Annotated in this window: 9 protein-coding genes; all 9 read right to left on the bottom strand. The window is 74.7% G+C overall.

All coding sequences use genetic code 11. The annotated features are described in order from the left end of the window. Nucleotides 1-136: 136 nt before the first annotated feature. The 9 genes from ACFWXO_RS32760 to ACFWXO_RS32720 are packed head-to-tail and all read right to left on the bottom strand — an operon-like array spanning nt 137 to nt 15,095. A complete protein-coding gene (locus ACFWXO_RS32760; RefSeq protein WP_375890486.1) occupies nt 137-637 on the bottom strand; it encodes an FBP domain-containing protein in 501 nt (166 codons plus the stop codon). A 59-nt stretch (nt 638-696) separates the two neighbouring features. Continuing rightward, a complete protein-coding gene (locus tag ACFWXO_RS32755) occupies nt 697-2,292 on the bottom strand; it encodes an amino acid adenylation domain-containing protein (protein ID WP_380528445.1) in 1,596 nt (531 codons plus the stop codon). Next, nucleotides 2,282-3,331, bottom strand: a complete 1,050-nt coding sequence (locus tag ACFWXO_RS32750; RefSeq protein ID WP_380528444.1) for a kinase — start codon at nt 3,329-3,331, stop codon at nt 2,282-2,284. Before ACFWXO_RS32750 ends, ACFWXO_RS32755 begins: the two co-directional genes overlap by 11 nt. Then, nucleotides 3,324-4,649, bottom strand: a complete 1,326-nt coding sequence (locus ACFWXO_RS32745; protein WP_375890480.1) for an MFS transporter — start codon at nt 4,647-4,649, stop codon at nt 3,324-3,326. Before ACFWXO_RS32745 ends, ACFWXO_RS32750 begins: the two co-directional genes overlap by 8 nt. Next, on the bottom strand, nt 4,646-5,389 hold the full coding sequence (locus tag ACFWXO_RS32740) for a thioesterase II family protein (protein WP_380528442.1): 744 nt from the start codon (nt 5,387-5,389) through the stop codon (nt 4,646-4,648). Before ACFWXO_RS32740 ends, ACFWXO_RS32745 begins: the two co-directional genes overlap by 4 nt. A 32-nt stretch (nt 5,390-5,421) precedes the next feature. Next, a complete protein-coding gene (locus tag ACFWXO_RS32735; RefSeq protein WP_380528440.1) occupies nt 5,422-6,651 on the bottom strand; it encodes a cytochrome P450 in 1,230 nt (409 codons plus the stop codon). Then, nucleotides 6,648-8,462: a non-ribosomal peptide synthetase gene (locus ACFWXO_RS32730; RefSeq protein ID WP_380528438.1), complete on the bottom strand. Its 1,815-nt coding sequence runs from the start codon at nt 8,460-8,462 to the stop codon at nt 6,648-6,650. The genes ACFWXO_RS32735 and ACFWXO_RS32730 overlap by 4 nt, the downstream gene beginning before the upstream one ends. A gap of 43 nt (nt 8,463-8,505) precedes the next feature. Beyond that, nucleotides 8,506-9,297, bottom strand: a complete 792-nt coding sequence (locus tag ACFWXO_RS32725) for a hypothetical protein (RefSeq protein ID WP_380528436.1) — start codon at nt 9,295-9,297, stop codon at nt 8,506-8,508. Continuing rightward, nucleotides 9,294-15,095, bottom strand: a complete 5,802-nt coding sequence (locus ACFWXO_RS32720) for an amino acid adenylation domain-containing protein (protein ID WP_380528434.1) — start codon at nt 15,093-15,095, stop codon at nt 9,294-9,296. The genes ACFWXO_RS32725 and ACFWXO_RS32720 overlap by 4 nt, the downstream gene beginning before the upstream one ends. Nucleotides 15,096-15,304 lie beyond the last annotated feature (209 nt).

The raw sequence follows: 15,304 nt of genomic DNA, 5'->3' as shown, positions 1-15,304 counted from the left end.
GCGGGCGCCCAACCCCGCCGGGGTGACGAGACCGGGGCCACGAGGCCGGGGTGGCATGCCGCCGGAGGCCCACGACCCCCCGGGTCGTCGGCCTCCGGCCTCCCGCGTCCGCGGTTCGCCGCCCGCGGCCCGCGGGTCACACCTTCTTGAGCACCTGCGCCACGAAGGCGTCGAGGTTGGTCATCGTGCGGGCGATCTGCTCCTCCAGCGAGAGCGACTCCTCGGGGCGGCTGACCGAGGCCGACCTGCGCTTGCCGCGCACGTACAGCGAACAGGCCAGGTCGGCGCAGATGTACGTGCCGACGGTGTTCCCCTCGCGCCCGGCCGGGCCGGCCAGCCGGGCGGAGAGCAGGGCGACCCCGCTGCCGCCGTGGATGGTGATGCACAGCGAGCAGACGTTGGTCTTCGTCAGGCTGCGCCGGACGTTCGGCGACCGCAGGGTGATCCCCACCAGGCCGTCGCCCCGCTCCACCACCAGGTAGCCGCGGTCGGGCGCGCCCGGATCCCGCCATCCCAGGAAGTCCAGGTCGTCCCAGGGGAGTTCGGAGAGGTTGCGGGGAAGGCTGAGCCTGCGCGCCTCTCCCTTGGTGCAGTTGACGAAGGATTCACGGACTTCGTTGTCGTCGAGTGCGCGCATTTGGCAGATCCTAGCAGTGGGTTTGTGCGACACGGTCGGGAATATGACGGGTCGTTCATTCAGGAAAGGACGGAAGGGGCCTCGGTGGCAAGGGAATTCCGCGCCACCAGGGCGTCCCGGTCGACTTTTCCGCCGGGGGTCAGCGGGATCTCCGGGAGGACGGTCAGGAGGGTCGGCACCATGAACTCGGGCAACCGGGCGACCAGATGGGCGCGGAGCTCCTCGGCCCGCTCCGCGCGGCCGGTGCGCAGCACCACGCAGGCGGCCAGCCGGTCCCCCGGGGCGCCCGGTTCGGCGGGCTGGACGAAGACGGCCGCCTGGGCCACCGCCGGGTGGCCGAGCAGCGCGGCCTCCACCTCGGCGGGTTCGATCCGGAACCCCTTGACCTTCACCTGGCGGTCGGCCCGGCCGAGGTAGCACAGCCCGCCGTCCGCGGTGCGCCGCACCAGGTCGCCGGTCCGGTACATCCGGGCCCCGGGCGGGCCGTCCGGGCAGGGCAGGAAGCGCTCGGCGGTCAGATCCGGCCGTCCGAGGTAGCCGCGGGCCAGCGCGGCGCCGGACACGTACAGTTCGCCCTCGGCCTCCGGCCCGTCGACCGGCCGCAGCCGTGCGTCCAGGACGTGGAGCCCGACGCCGTCGATGGCGGTGCCGATCGGGACGGGACCGGGCGGCAGCTCCGCGCCCGGTTCGATCCGGTACTCCGTGCAGCCGACGGTGGCCTCGGTCGGCCCGTACTCGTTGACCACGGTGGCCTCCGGGTGCCGGGCCCGCCAGCCGGCGAGCGCGGCACCGAGCAACTGCTCACCGCCGAGGACCAGTTCACGGCGGGGGGAGAACTCCGCCGGGAGCAGGTCGAGGAGCGGCAGGTGCCCCGGGGTCGCCTTGAGGAAGGTGCACGGGTGCTCGCGCAGTGCGGCCCGGCCGCCGCCGCGGCCGCCCGCCAGGTGCACCGCGCCGCCCGCCAGCAGGGGGGCGAACAGGCCGGTCACGGTCAGGTCGAAGGCGACCGAGGACTGGACCAGCGCCACCCCGCCCGTGCTGGGGTAGGAACGCGCCGCCCAGGTCAGGTAGTTGACCACCGAGGCGTGGCACAGCACGACGCCCTTGGGCCGGCCGGTGGAGCCGGAGGTGTAGATGACGTACGCCGGGTGCTGGGGCCGCAGCCGCCGCAGGCGTTCGGCGTCCCGCACCGGGGCGGCGCTGCGGCCGGCCAGGGCGAGACCGGTCGCGGCGGAATCCAGTAGCAGCACCGGGGCTGGGGTGCGGGGCAGCGCCCCGGTGGTCGGGGCGACCGTGAGCAGCAGCGCCGGTTCGGCGTCCCGGAGCACCTGGTCGAGGCGTTCCGCCGGGTACCCCGGGTCCACCGGGACGTAGGCGGCGCCGGCCTTGAGCACCCCGAGGAGGGCCACCAGCAGCGTGACCGACCGTTCCAGGGCCACCGCCACCAGGTGCTCCGGGCCGATCCCGCGCGCGATCAGCTCGCGGGCCAGCCGGTTGGCGCGCTCGTCCAGTTCCCGGTGGCTCAGCCGTTCGGCGCCGCACAGCACGGCCGTCGCGTCCGGGCAGCGCGCCATCCGGCGGGCCAGCAGCCCGGTGAGGGTGGACCCGTCGGTCCCGTCCGGGGCCGAGCCGTCCGGTGTGGCGTCAGCGCGCATGCGGCTGTCCTTCCCCGGCGCCGGGTGCGGCCGGTACGGCGGTGAACTCCGGTACGGCGGTGAACTCCGGTACGGCGGTGGGCTCCGGTGCGGCGGCGAACTCCTCGGGCCCGAGCGTGCGGTGCACCGACACGGTGCCGCCGACGGACCGGCAGGCGGCCCGGGCGTGCTCGACCTTCGCGGCCAGCTCCGGGTCGCCGGCGGGCAGCAGGACGCCCAGGTTGGTGCCGCTGTGCGCGCGGACCAGCCCGAGGCCGTCGAGCTCCGCGCAGAGCGCGCGCAGCTCCCCGGAGCCGCGGTGCGGCCGCCGCCGCAGGCTCAGTTCGGTGCTGCGGGTGGCGATCCGGCCGACCTCGGCGAGGTCCCCGGTGCGCACCGCCGTGCCCAGCGCGGTCAGCAGCCGGCCGTACTCCCGGCGTTCCTCGTCGGTGTAGTCCTTGGGGATCCGGTTGAAGCCGACGGTGTCGACCCGGCCGCCCTCGTCGTGGGCGAGGACGGTCATCGACGGCAGGTAGCCGAGCCGCTCGCGCAGCCGGACGTCCCGGTGCAGGAAGGAGACGATGCCGTCGTACATCACGCCGTCGGTCGGTTCGATCCGCCGCAGCAGGGCCTCGACCGCGGTCGGCGGCAGGGGTGTGCGCAGCGCCGCCGCGACGGCCCGGGCGGTGGCCACCAGGTCGGCGGAGGAGCTGGCCAGCCCCTTGCCCTCGGGCAGTTCACCGGTCAGGTCCAGTTCGCCGCCGCCGGGCCGCCCGGTCAGCTCCAGCAGCAGCCCGGCCAGCCGCCGGGACTTGGCCTTGTGGGCGGGCCGGACGGAGACCGCGGGCTCCTGCGGGTCGTAGCGGAAGGTCGCGGTGCTCCATCCGGCGATCGGGAGGGTGACCAGGAACTCCGGGCCGTCGTCGGGCAGTGCGCCCTGCAGCAGTTCGCCGAAGGTGCCGAAGGCCCGGCCGGTGCCCGCGCTGCGGCCGGTGCCCGTGCCGCGGCCGGGGCCCTCCCGCAGCGCGGTGGCGGCGGGCAGCTCGGTGGGGCTAGTCAACCGGGACCCCCTCGACGGGGTCGGCCTGGGCCGACCCGTGGTCCGCGGTCGGCGCCGGGTCGGCGGCCGCCCCGGGGATCTCGGTCACCCGCCGGACCGGTGACAGGGCGATGATCACGGCGGCCACCAGGAGGCCCACCGAGGCGAACACCAGGGCCGGGGAGACGCCGATCCGGTCGCCGAGGAAGCCGCCGAAGACGGCTCCCAGCGGGGCGCCGCCCATGACGACCATCCGCACCACGGCGGTCATCCGGCCCTGGAGTTCGTCCGGGGTGATGGAGGTGCGGTAGGCGCGCAGGTTGATGTTGCAGACGATCACCATCGCGGAGTTCACCACGTGCATCACCAGCAGCAGCACGATCGCCGCCGCCTCCGGCACCACGGTGGCCAGCGGGGTCAGCAGCGAGGCCAGGCCGATCGCGGTCGAGGTGAACACCAGCAGCCGGCCCAGCGGCATCCGTCGGCTCATCGGCCCCGCCAGTACCGCCCCGATCAGGGCGCCCGCGCCCGAGGAGGCCAGGATGACGCCGACGAAGGTCGGGGCGAGGTCCAGGTTGCGGGTCACGAAGGCGAGGAAGAGCGGTTCGCAGGCCAGCGCGAAGAAGTTGGCGACCAGGGTGGCGAGCACCAGGACCCGCAGCAGCGGGTTGCCCAGGACGAAGCGGGCGCCCTCGGCCGCGTCCTTCCAGACCGAGCCGGGCCCGCCGGTGCTCTCCGGGGCAGGCTCGCGCCGCCGGATCCGCGAGGTGAACAGGGCGGAGACCACGAAGGTGGCGGCGTTGAGGGCCATCGCGACCGGGCCGGTCAGGGCCTGGACGATCACCCCGCCGAGCGAGTGGCCGCCGATGTTGGAGACCGAACTGCTCAGCTCCAGCTTGCTGTTGCCCTCGATCAGGTCGTCGCGCTCGACCAGGGCCGGCAGCAGGGAGGCGTTGCCGATGTCCGCCACCACGCTGCACAGGCCGACCAGCAGGACGACGCCGACCAGCAGCGGCACCGTCAGGGCGTCCAGCCACCAGGCGCACGGGACCAGCATCATCGTGGCCCCGCGCAGGAGGTCGGCCCCGATGATGATGGGGCGCTTGGGCTTGCGGTCCACCCAGACTCCGACGAACAGGCTCACCAGCAGGTAGGGCAGGTAGCTCGCGGCGCTGAGCACGCCCAGCTCGGAGATCGAGGCCGAGAGCGTGACCGAGGCGATCAGCGGGACGGCCACGGCCGTCATGTTGGAGCCGAGCATCGACGCGGACTGGCCGAGCCACAGGTTGCGGAAGTCGGTGTTGCGGCGCAGCACGCCGATCTGCTTGCCGGACGTCACAGTGCCAGTCCCTCGGTGAATCGTGCCATCAGTTCCGCCGGGGCCTTGAGGAAGGCGTGGTGCTCGCCGGCCAGCACCACCGGGTGGTAGCGGCCGGGGGCCGCGTACTCCCGCCAGCCGTCCATCTGGTCGGGCCGGATCTCCACGTCCCCGCTCCAGCCGATCGCGTGCACCGCCGCCTCCAGGACGACCGGGGCGTCCAGCCGGTAGTTCCGGTTGCCCGCCACGTCCTGCTCCAGGACGTCCAGCGCGAGGTCGAGGGCCGACGGCTGGACCCGGCCGCCCATCGACACCGTCAACCGCGCCAGTTCCTCGCGCAGTTCGTCCCGGCCCAGGCCGAGGAAGCGCCCGTACGGCCCCTGGTGCGGCGCGACCTGGGAGGAGACGAACACCGCGGTGGGCGCCGGCCGGCCGGTCCGTTGCAGGTGCAGCGCGGTGGCGAACGCGGCCAGCGCCCCGCCGCAGTGCCCGAACACGCCGAACGGACGGTCCAGGTAGGGCGCGAGCGCCTCGGCGGCCTGCTCGGCCAGCGACTCGTACGAGCCGTGGTGCGGCTCCCGCATCCGGTTCTCCCGCGCGGGCAGCTGCACCGCGCAGAGCTCGACGCCTCCGGTCCGCCGCGGCCACCCGTTGTACATGGACGCGCCGCACCCGGAGTACGGGAAGCAGAACAGCCGGGCCGCCGCGTCCGGCGACGGCCGGCGCAGCAGCCACCTCCCGGGCTTGCTGACCGTCGTCATACAGCACCTCACCTCTGGAGTCTCTCGTGCGCTCAGCGCAGCTTGGCGGTCACCGGCAGGCTCTTGATCCCGGCGACGAAGTTCGACCGCAGGTGCTCGACCGGGCCGGCGAGCTCGAACTCCCCGACGAGCCGCACCACTTCGGCGAAGAAGAGCCGCAGCGCGATCCTGGCCAGCGGGGCGCCGATGCAGTAGTGGGGGCCGAAGCCGAAGGCCAGGTGGCGGTTGGGGGAGCGGGACACGTCGAAGGCGAAGGGGTCGGCGAAGACCCGCTCGTCCCGGTTGGCGGAGCCGAGCCAGGCCACCACCGCCTCCCCGGCCCGGACCGGGACGCCGCTCAGCTCGGTGTCGACCACGCTGTAGCGCATGAAGTGGTTGGCGGGGGAGGACCAGCGCAGGCCCTCCTCCACGGCGTCCTCGACGGTGGCGGTGCCGTCCCCGAGCCGGCGGTACTGCTCCGGGTGCTCGGTGAAGGCCAGGACGGTCGCGGCCATCGCGTGCGGCGTGGTGACGTTGGCGCCCAGCAGCAGGCTGTAGCAGTTGTAGACGAGCTCCTCGCGGCGCATGGTGCGGTCCCCGACCGGCATGCTCCGCAGGAAGCCGACCAGGTCGTCCCGGGGCCCGCGGGAGCGGGCCTGCTCGGCGAAGTACGCGAACAGCTCGTGGTGCGCGCGGACCAGCTTGGCGCCCCCGCCGACCTGGTGGAAGGCGGCGTCCTCCGGGGCGACGGCCATGGTGGTGAGCCGGGCCAGGTACTCCCAGTCCTGCTCCGGCAGGCCCATCAGGGCGCCGGTGAAGGCCATCGGGAAGCCGGTGGCGGCCGCCGCGAGGTCCAGCGGGCCGCCGTCGGCGAGCGGTTGGAGCAGGGTGCGCACCAGGCGGCGGATCGCCTCCTGGTGGGGGCGCAGCCGGGCGAAGGAGAGCACCCGGGCCATCGGCTCGCGCAGGGCGCCGTGCACCGGCGGGTCGCAGGCGGCCATCATCTTGTCGCCCGCCGGGTCGCGTTCGCCGAGGATCGACAGCATGGTGCCCCGGCGGGAGGTGAAGCGGGTGTGGTCGCGCAGGACGGCGCTGACGTCGGCGTGCCGGGTCACCGAGAGGAAGGACCGGCCGTCCGGGAGGGTCCGGCGGTGCACCGGTGCCTCCCGGCGCATGACCGTCCAGACCGGGTGCGGATCGCCCTCGGCGTAGAAGGCCGGGTCGCCGAGGTCCACCGAGTCCGGGTCGATCCGCTCCGGGCGGGGCTGCGCGGTGATCCTCATCGGCCGGCTCCGTCGTGCTCGCGCAGCACCTCGGGATCGGCGCCCTCCTCGGCCGCGGCCTCGACGACCCGCAGGGCCAGCTCGGCCACGGTCGGGTTCTCGTAGAAGGTCCGGGCGGTGATCAGCAGGTCCGTCTCGGCGGAGATCTCACCGGTGATCCGGGTGGCCATCAGCGAGTGGCCGCCCAGTTCGAAGAAGTCGTCGTCGGCGCCGATCCCGTCGATCTCCATGACCTCCTCCCACAACCGGGTCAGCCACTCCTCGGCGGCGCCGTGCGGGGGCCGGTGCTCGCTGCCGACGTCCTCGCGCTCGCGGCCGCGGCGCTGCGCCAGGGCGGTGCGGTCGACCTTGCCGTTGGGGGTCAGCGGCAGGGCCTCCAGCCAGGTGAAGGTGCTCGGGACGAGGTGGCGCGGCAGTTCGGCGGCGAGGCCGGCGCGCAGTTCGGCGGAGAGCAGTTCGACCTCGCCCTGGTAGAAGGCGGCGAGCCGGCGGTCGCCGTCGGCCCGCTGCTGGAGCACCACCACGGCGGAGCGGACGTCGGGGTGGGCGCTCACGGCGGCCTCGACCTCGCCGAGTTCGACCCGGAAGCCGCGGAGCTTCACCTGGGTGTCGGTCCGGCCGAGGAAGGCGAGGGTGCCGTCCGGGGCCTGCCGGACCCGGTCGCCGGTGTCGTACATCCGGGCGCCGGGCTCGGCGGCGAAGGGGTCGGGGAGGAAGCGTTCGGCGGTCAGGTCGGGGCGGCCGAGGTAGCCGTGGGCCAGCCCCGGGCCGGCGGCGAAGAGCGTGCCGGTCCCGCCCACGGGCACCGGCCGCAGCCGCTCGTCCAGCACGTGCACCCGGGTGCCGCCGATCGGACGGCCGATCGGCACCGGGCGCCCGTCCAGGGGTTCGCGCACCGGGTGGCAGCAGGTGAAGGTGGTGTTCTCGGTCGGCCCGTAGCCGTTGACCACGACGCCGTTCGGCAGCGCGGCGGCCGCGCGGTCGACGTGGGCGGGGGAGAGGACGTCGCCGCCGGCCACCAGGTAGCGCAGCGCCGGCAGCGGGGGGAGCCCGGCGTCGACCACCTGGTGGAACAGGCCGGCGGTCAGCCACAGCACGGTGACCCCGGCCTCGCGGACCAGCTCGGTCAACTCGCCCGGCCCGAGCGGCCCGGGCGGTGCGACGACCAGGCAGGCGCCGTTCAGCAGGGCGCCCCAGACCTCCAGGGTGGAGGCGTCGAAGGCGATCGGGGCGTGGGCCAGGAAGACGTCCTCGGGGCGGAAGGCCAGCGGGTCGCCGCCGACCACCAGGCGGTGCACGGCCCGGTGCGGGACGCTGACGCCCTTGGGGCGGCCGGTGGAGCCGGAGGTGTACGCGACGTAGGCGGTGTCCTCGGGGCCGGGGGGCGTGTCGGGCCCGCTCAGGGCGGCCCCGCTCGCGTCGGCCCCGGTGAGCACGGTGAGGGTGAGGTCCGGACCGGCCAGCACCGCCCGGGCGCCGGCGTCGGCCAGCAGGGCGGTGGCGCGGGCCGGCGGGTCCTGGGGGTCGACCGCGACGTACGCGGCCCCGGCCTTGAGCACGCCGAGCAGGGCGGTCACCTGCTCCGCCGAGCGGTCGACGCGCACCCCGACCCGGTCGCCGCGCCGCACGCCGACGGCCCGGAGCCGGGCCGCGAGGGCCTCCGCCCGGGCGTCCAGCTCCCGGTAGGACAGGCGGGTGGCGCCGGACCGGACGGCGGTGGCGCCGGCCCGGTCGCGCGCGACGGACGCGAAGCGGTCGCACACGGACGTCAGGCCCCCGGTGGGGACCACTGCGGTGTCTACCGTGGCCATGGGCTGATCAACTGTCCCTTCGGGGCGGTCCGGACCGTGCCGGTCACGGGCCCGGTTTCGTGGGCGACTGGCGTGTCGTCGGGCGGTGGGGTGGTCGGGCGGCGGGGTCGTCGGGAGGTCGGACCTCCGTCCACAGCGCGGTGGCCCGCGCGAGCGGCCGCCCGTCCGCGTCGTACAGGGCGGTGAGGTTGACCACCGTCCGCCCGTGGGTCGCGTGCCGGGCGGCCACCACCTCGTACTCCCGGCCGGCCCGCACCGGCCCGGTGAGCGCGGCGGTCATCCGGCTCAGCACCATCGGGCGGGCGCGCGGGTCGGTCACCCAGCCGCCGGGGCAGTCGAGTGCGCCCCAGACCTGTTCGGCGGGTACGGCCGCGCCGGGGGCGCCGCGCGGGGTCCAGGTGCAGGCCACCGTGCCCGGGGCCACCGGACCGGGGGACAGCCGCAGGCCGTCCTCGGCCCGCTCCGGCCCGCACGCCCAGCAGGTGGGGAACGGGTGGCCGGTGCGGCCCAGGTAGCCGGCGGCGGCGGCGCGCGCCGCCGGGAGCCCGACCGGCGGCGGCAGCGGCAGTCCGTCCCGGGCCCGGGTGACGGTGGCCACCAGCTCGGCGCCGTGCCACAGCCCGGACCGGCGCTCGCCGGCCCGGAACTCCAGCGGGGCGTCCAGCGGCAGCGGGGCCAGCAGGGTCACCGCCGGGTCGGGGCCGTGCCGGCCGTCGGCCAGGGCGACGATCCGGGCGCAGGCGTAGCCGCCGTGGGCCGAGCCGTCCGGTCCGTTGTAGCGCGCGGGGATCACCAGTTCGGCGGCGGTGCGCGCGTGCTCCACGGCGCCGTTCACCGGGGCGTCCCGTCCGGGGCGGTGCCGGGTGCCCCGTCCGGTGCCCCGACCGCGGCGCCGTCCAGGGCCCGGTCCACCAGCCGGGCCATCTGCCGGACGTGCGGCTGCCGGAGGATGTCGTAGTGGCTGGCCTCGATGGTGTGCGCGCTGAACCGGCCGTCCACCGCGGCCCGCCAGGCGCCGGCACTGCCGATGGCGCCGCCGTCCAGGCCCTCGATGTAGACCACGTCGCCCGGGTACCGGCCCGGCCGGTAGTCGTTGTGCGCGGTGAGGTTGGTGGTGAAGACCTTGAAGTAGGCCTCCCACTGCTCCAGTTCGGTGGCCTTGCCGTCCTCCGCGGTGGGCAGCCGGCCGACCAGCCAGCGGAGCTTCTCGTGGATCGTCGGGAACTCGGCGAGGGCCGCCGCCCACTCCGCGTCGTCGTGCTCCGGGACGGCCATCCCGGCGGCCCGCAGCACGTCGACGAAGACCAGCAGCGCGAGGTCCTCGTCGCGCAGGCTCTCGTCGAACTGGCCCGGGTAGGCCGCGTCGATCATGCTCAGCGAGCCGACCTCGGCACCCCGGCGGCGGAGCCGGCAGGCCATCTCGAAGACCAGCACCGCGCCGAAGGACCAGCCGGCCAGGTGGTACGGGCCCTTCGGCTGCTTGGCCACCAGCAGGTCGACGTAGCTCTCGGCGATCCGCTCCACCGACAGGTTGGCCACGCTGCCGGAGACCAGGCCCTCCGAGACGATCCCGTACACCGGTCGGCCCGGTCGCAGCTGGGAGGCCAGCGGGAGGTAGCAGAACACGCCGCCGCCGACCGGGTGGACCAGGGTGAGCGGTTCGCCCTCCCCGGCCCGGCGGATCGGCAGCAGCCGGGCCGGGTCCTCGTCGCCGGACTCCCGGGCCGTCACCAGCGGGGCCAGCCGGGCCACGGTGTTGTGCGCCAGGAGCTCCGCGACGGGGAGCTTGCGGCCGAACTCGCGCCGGATCCGCATGGCCAGGTTGAGTGCCACCAGGGAGTGCCCGCCGAGCGCGAAGAAGCTGTCGTGGATGCCGATCGGGCTGACCCCGAGGGTCTCCTCCCAGACCCGGACCAGCCGGCGCTGGACGTCTGTGACCGGCGGCGCGGGGGTCCGCTCCCCGGCCAGGGCGGCCGGCCCGGGCTCCGGGAGGAGCTTGCGGTCCACCTTGCCGTTGGAGGCCAGCGGCAGCCGTTCCAGCCGCGTCCAGACGCTCGGCAGCATGTACTCGGGCAGGGTGTCGCCGAGGTACGCGGCCAGGGCGTCGCCGGTGACGGACTCCGGGGCCGCCACGTACGCCGCCAGCCGGTGCCCGCGCAGGACCACGGCCGCCTCGCGGACGTCCGGGTGGCGGGTCAGCGCGGCCTCGATCTCGCCCAGTTCGATCCGCATGCCGCGGACCTTCACCTGCTGGTCGGCCCGGCCCAGGTAGTCGATCGCGCCGTCCGGGCGGCGCCGGGCGAGGTCCCCGGTGCGGTAGAGGCGTTCGGCGGTGCCGTCCGGCCAGGTGTGCTCGACGAAGCGCTCGGCGGTGAGGTCCGGGCGGCCGTGGTAGCCGTCGGCCAGGCCGACGCCGCCGATGTGCAGCTCGCCGGTCACGCCGACCGGCACCCGGTTCATCCGGGCGTCCAGCAGGTGGATCCGGATGTTCGCGATCGGGTGCCCGATCGGCACCGTCGCGCCGTCACCGGGGCGGCAGCGCCAGCAGGTGACGTCGACGGCGGCCTCGGTCGGGCCGTAGAGGTTGACCAGCTCCGCGTCGAGGCGCTCGTGGTGGGCGTCCCGCAGGTCGGCCGGCAGGGCCTCGCCGCTGCACACCACCAGGCGCAGGCTCGCGCAGTCCGCCGGGTCCGCGTGGTCCAGGAAGACCCGGAGCATCGAGGGCACGAAGTGGACCGTGGTCACCGAGTGTTCGCGGATCAGCTGCGCCAGCTCCTCCGGCTCCCGGTGGGCGCCGGGAGCGGCGACGACCAGCCGGGCGCCCTGGACCAGCGGCCAGAAGAACTCCCAGACGGAGACGTCGAAGGTGTACGGGGTCTTCTGCAGCACCCGGTCCGCCTCGGTGAGGCCGAACTCCTCCTGCATCCACAGCAGTCGGTTGCAGATCGCCCGGTGCGAGACCACGACGCCCTTGGGGACGCCGGTGGAGCCGGAGGTGAAGATCAGGTAGGCCGGGGCGTCCGGGTCCACCGCCACCCGGGGGCCGCCGACGGGGAGCCCGGCGTCGGGGAGCCCGGTGTCGGCGTTCCCGGTGTCGGCGTTCCCGGTGTCCACCGCCTCGACGGCCGCACCGGACGGCTCCACCCGCTCGGCGAGCGCGGTCGTGGTCAGCACCAGGGCCGGCGCCGCCTCCGTCACCATCGTGGCGATCCGGGCGACCGGGTGCTCCGGGTCGATCGGCACGTAGGCGCCGCCCGCCTTGAGGACCGCCAGCAGCGAGACCACCAGCTCGGTCGAGCGCTCCAGGCACACCCCGACCCGGTCGCCGGGCTCCACCCCGCGCTCCACCAGCCGGCGGGCGAGGGCGTCCGCCCGGCGGTCCAGCTCCCGGTAGGAGAGCGTGCCGCCCTCGAAGGCCACCGCGATCCGGTCCGGGGTCAGCCGGGCCTGCTCCTCGACCAGGACGTGCAGCAGGTGCGGCCGGTGGTACGTGGTCGCGGTGTCGTTCCAGCGGTCGAGCTGCGCCAGCTCGGCGGGGGCCGGCAGTTCGGTCCGGCCGATGCCCGCGGCGGGTTCCGCGGCCAGCGAGCGCAGCGCGGTCAGGTGGTAGCCGGCCCAGCGGTCGATCTCCTCGGCGGCGAACTGCGCCGCGTCGTACCGCAGTCCCAGGCCGATCCGCCCGGTCCGGGCGTCGCGCATGAACTCCACGCCGAACGGGAAGCTGGTCGGCACCACGCCGAACTCGTCGAGGATCTCCAGCTCCCCGGCGGTGCCCTCGTCGGGCGCGTGGAAGTGGGTGTAGTTGAAGAAGCTCTCGAACAGCGGCCCGCCGCCGGCGTCCTGCTGGATGGTGGCGAGCGGGAGCCGGCGGTGCGGCTGGAGCGCGAGATCGGTCGCGGCGACGTCGGCGACCAGCGAGGCCCAGGTGGTGCCGTCGTCGATCCGGGCGCGCACCGGCAGGGTGTTCAGGAACAGGCCGACGACCCGCTCCCCGTCCTCCTCGGCGATGCGGCCGTTGTAGACCGCGCCCGAGACCACGTCGTCGGTGCCGCCGAGCAGCGCCAGCACCCGCAGGTGCGCGGCCAGCAGCGCGATCCGGACCGGGACGCCGAGCTCGGCGGCCGTCCGCAGCAGGTCGGCGGAGAGCTGCCCGGGCAGCTCGTACTCGGTCATCACCAGGTCCGGCACCCCCGCGGCGGGGGCGGTGCGCGGCAGCCGCAGCGCCGTCATGCCGTCCAACCGCTCGCGCCAGAAGGCGCGTTGGCCGGGATCGGCGACGGCTTCGCGCTCCAGGGCGACCAGCGAGCGGAACCGGGCGAGCGGCGGCGGGGCGAGCTCCCGGGTGCTGCGCCCGAGGGCCTGGAGGTAGAGCTCCAGGAGTTCGGTCAGCAGCTGCCGGCCGCTCCAGCCGTCCAGGATCGCGTGGTGCTCGACCACCCAGAGCTGGAAGGTGTCGGCCGAGCGGCGCTGCACGTGGAAGCGGATGAGCGGCGGGCGCTCCCAGTCGAAGGGGTGCTCGCGCTCCCACGCGTAGTGGCGGCGCAGCGCCTCCGGCTGCTCGTCGGCGGGCACCGCGCCGAGGTCCTCGAAGGTGACCGGCGGTTCGGCGACCTGGTGGTGCACCAGCTGGACCGGCTCGCCGAGGTCGCGCAGGGCGAAGGAGGTGCGCAGCAGCTCGTGCCGCTCCAGCAGGGCGGCGACGGCGGAGCGCCAGGCCGGCGGCGAGTACGGGCCGCGCAGGTGGTAGCCGGCGACGTCGTGGTAGGCGCGGTGCACGGCGTCCAGCTCGCTGTGGTAGAGCATGCCGGCCTGGAGCGAGGTGAGCGGATAGGCGTCCGCCAGGCCGTCCGGCAGCCGGGCCCGGTCGGCGGCCGTCAGCAGGTCGAAGGGCTCCAGGGCCGCTTCGGCCTCGGGGGCGGTGCGGGTCACCAGCGGGGTCAGCTCGCGGATCGTCTGGGCGACCAGGAGGTCCCGCAGTTCGAACCGCAGGCCGTGCCGGCGGGCCCGGGAGAGGATCTGGATGCTGAGGATCGAGTCGCCGCCGACCTCGAAGTAGTTGTGGTCGATGCCGATGTCGCCGCGGCCGAGGGCCTCCTGCCAGACCTCGGCCAGGATCCGCTCGTCCTCGTCGCGCGGTGCCACGTACGGGGTGTCGTCCTCGTCGTCCCAGCCGTCGTCCCGACCGTCCTCCGCGGCACGGCCCGCGACGCCGTCCGGGGCGCGGTCCGGGGCGCGCTCCGCCGCCGGGAGCTCGAACAGCGCGTCGAGCGGGCGGTCGGGCTGCTCGACCACCAGCCGCAGCAGCCGGGCGTAGTGCCCGGCGAAGCGCTGCGCCCACTCGGGCGTGAACCGGTCGGTGCGGTACTCGAGTTCGAAGCCCGGCCGGTCGTCGTGCTCGTTCACCTGGAGGGAGAGCTGGAACTTGGCGGTGTCGGAGTGGACCGGCACCGGGACGATCTCCAGTCCCTCCGCCGCGGGCGGCTCGGTCGTGGTGTCGTCCAGCATGAACAGGGCCTGGAAGACCGGGTCGTGGCCGGGGTCGCGGCGCGGGTTGACCAGTTGGACGACGGACTCGAAGGGGAGCTCGTGGTGGTCCTGGGCCTGTAACGCGGCGGTGCGCACCCGGGTCAGCAGTTCGCGGAAGCTCGGTCCGGTGGGCCCCGGTTCTCCCGTCCCCGGTTCTCCCGCCCCTGACTCGGCCGGGCCGAGGTCGGTGCGGATCGCCACCATGTTGACGAAGAAGCCGACCGTCCGCTCGAACTCGATCCGGCTGCGGTTGGCCACCGGGCTGCCGACGATGACGTCCTCGACCCCGGTGTACCGGCCGAGCAGCACCTGGTACGCGGCGAGCATGACGGTGAACAGCGTGCTGCGGGCCGCGGTGGCCAACGCGTGCAGGCCGTCCAGCAGTTCGGGTTCCAGCGGGAAGCTCAGCAGGCCGCCGCCGTGGCCGGGGGCCGGGGTGCCGGCCGGCCGGTCCCCGGGCAGTTCCAGGACCGGCAGCTCCCCGCCGAGGGTCCGGGACCAGAAGTCGAGGTGCTTCTCGGCGGCGGGGCTGCCCAGCCAGGCGCGCTGCCAGTCGGCGTAGTCGCCGTACTGGAACTCGGGTTCCGGCAGGACGAGGTCCCGACCGGCCGCGAACGCGTCGTAGTGGCGGAACAGTTCGTCGACCACGATGCCCAGGGACCATCCGTCGCAGACGATGTGATGCATCGTCAGCACCAGGAGGGCGGTCCGCTCGTCGCGCCGCAGCAGGGCGGCGCGGAACAGCGGGGGCGACTCCAGGTCGAACGGCCGGTCGGTCTCCGACCGCAGCCGGGAGCCCAGTTCGTCCTCGGACGCGCAGTCGACGATCCGCCAGTCGGCGGGGCGATCGGTGACCACCTGCTGGAGCCCGTCGTCGCCGAGGGTGAAGTGCGTCCGCAGCGCCTCGTGCCGCAGGGCCACCCGGCGCACCGCGCGCTCCAGGGCCGCCGGGTCGAGCCGGCCGGTCAGGGCGAAGACGACCGGGACGTGGTAGGCGGGGGAGTCGCCGATGACCTGCTGCACGAAGTACAGCTGCTCCTGCGCCTTGGCCGCCGGAAAGACGTCCGGCTCGAACGTCTCCGGGCTGGGGCTTTCATTGCTGCTCAAAGCGCCGTGACCTTTCTTCATCCCATTTATCGGCCGCGAGGTGGGGGGCGGCGTCGATATGGTCTTCCGGTGCGCAGACGGCAGTCACTAAGTCGATCCAAGTCGATCTTAGCGTTGGCGATGCTCCTGTCAACAGCCGTTTTCCGGGTGTGCCGCGGGAGTTGGGGCGGCGGGCCGGAATAGTGCGGTTCTGTCCTGGTTGGGATGGA

This window comes from Kitasatospora sp. NPDC059088 (assembly GCF_042738155.1).
GTDB lineage: Bacteria > Actinomycetota > Actinomycetes > Streptomycetales > Streptomycetaceae > Kitasatospora.
This window is presented reverse-complemented; position numbering and strand designations above follow the sequence as displayed.

Bases quoted from the DNA above. Each gene is read 5' to 3' on its own strand.
- ACFWXO_RS32740 (WP_380528442.1), bottom strand. From the start codon at position 5,389: ATGACGACGGTCAGCAAGCCCGGGAGGTGGCTGCTGCGCCGGCCGTCG.
- ACFWXO_RS32730 (WP_380528438.1), bottom strand. From the start codon at position 8,462: ATGGCCACGGTAGACACCGCAGTGGTCCCCACCGGGGGCCTGACGTCC.
- ACFWXO_RS32760 (WP_375890486.1), bottom strand. From the start codon at position 637: ATGCGCGCACTCGACGACAACGAAGTCCGTGAATCCTTCGTCAACTGC.
- ACFWXO_RS32755 (WP_380528445.1), bottom strand. From the start codon at position 2,292: ATGCGCGCTGACGCCACACCGGACGGCTCGGCCCCGGACGGGACCGAC.
- ACFWXO_RS32735 (WP_380528440.1), bottom strand. From the start codon at position 6,651: ATGAGGATCACCGCGCAGCCCCGCCCGGAGCGGATCGACCCGGACTCG.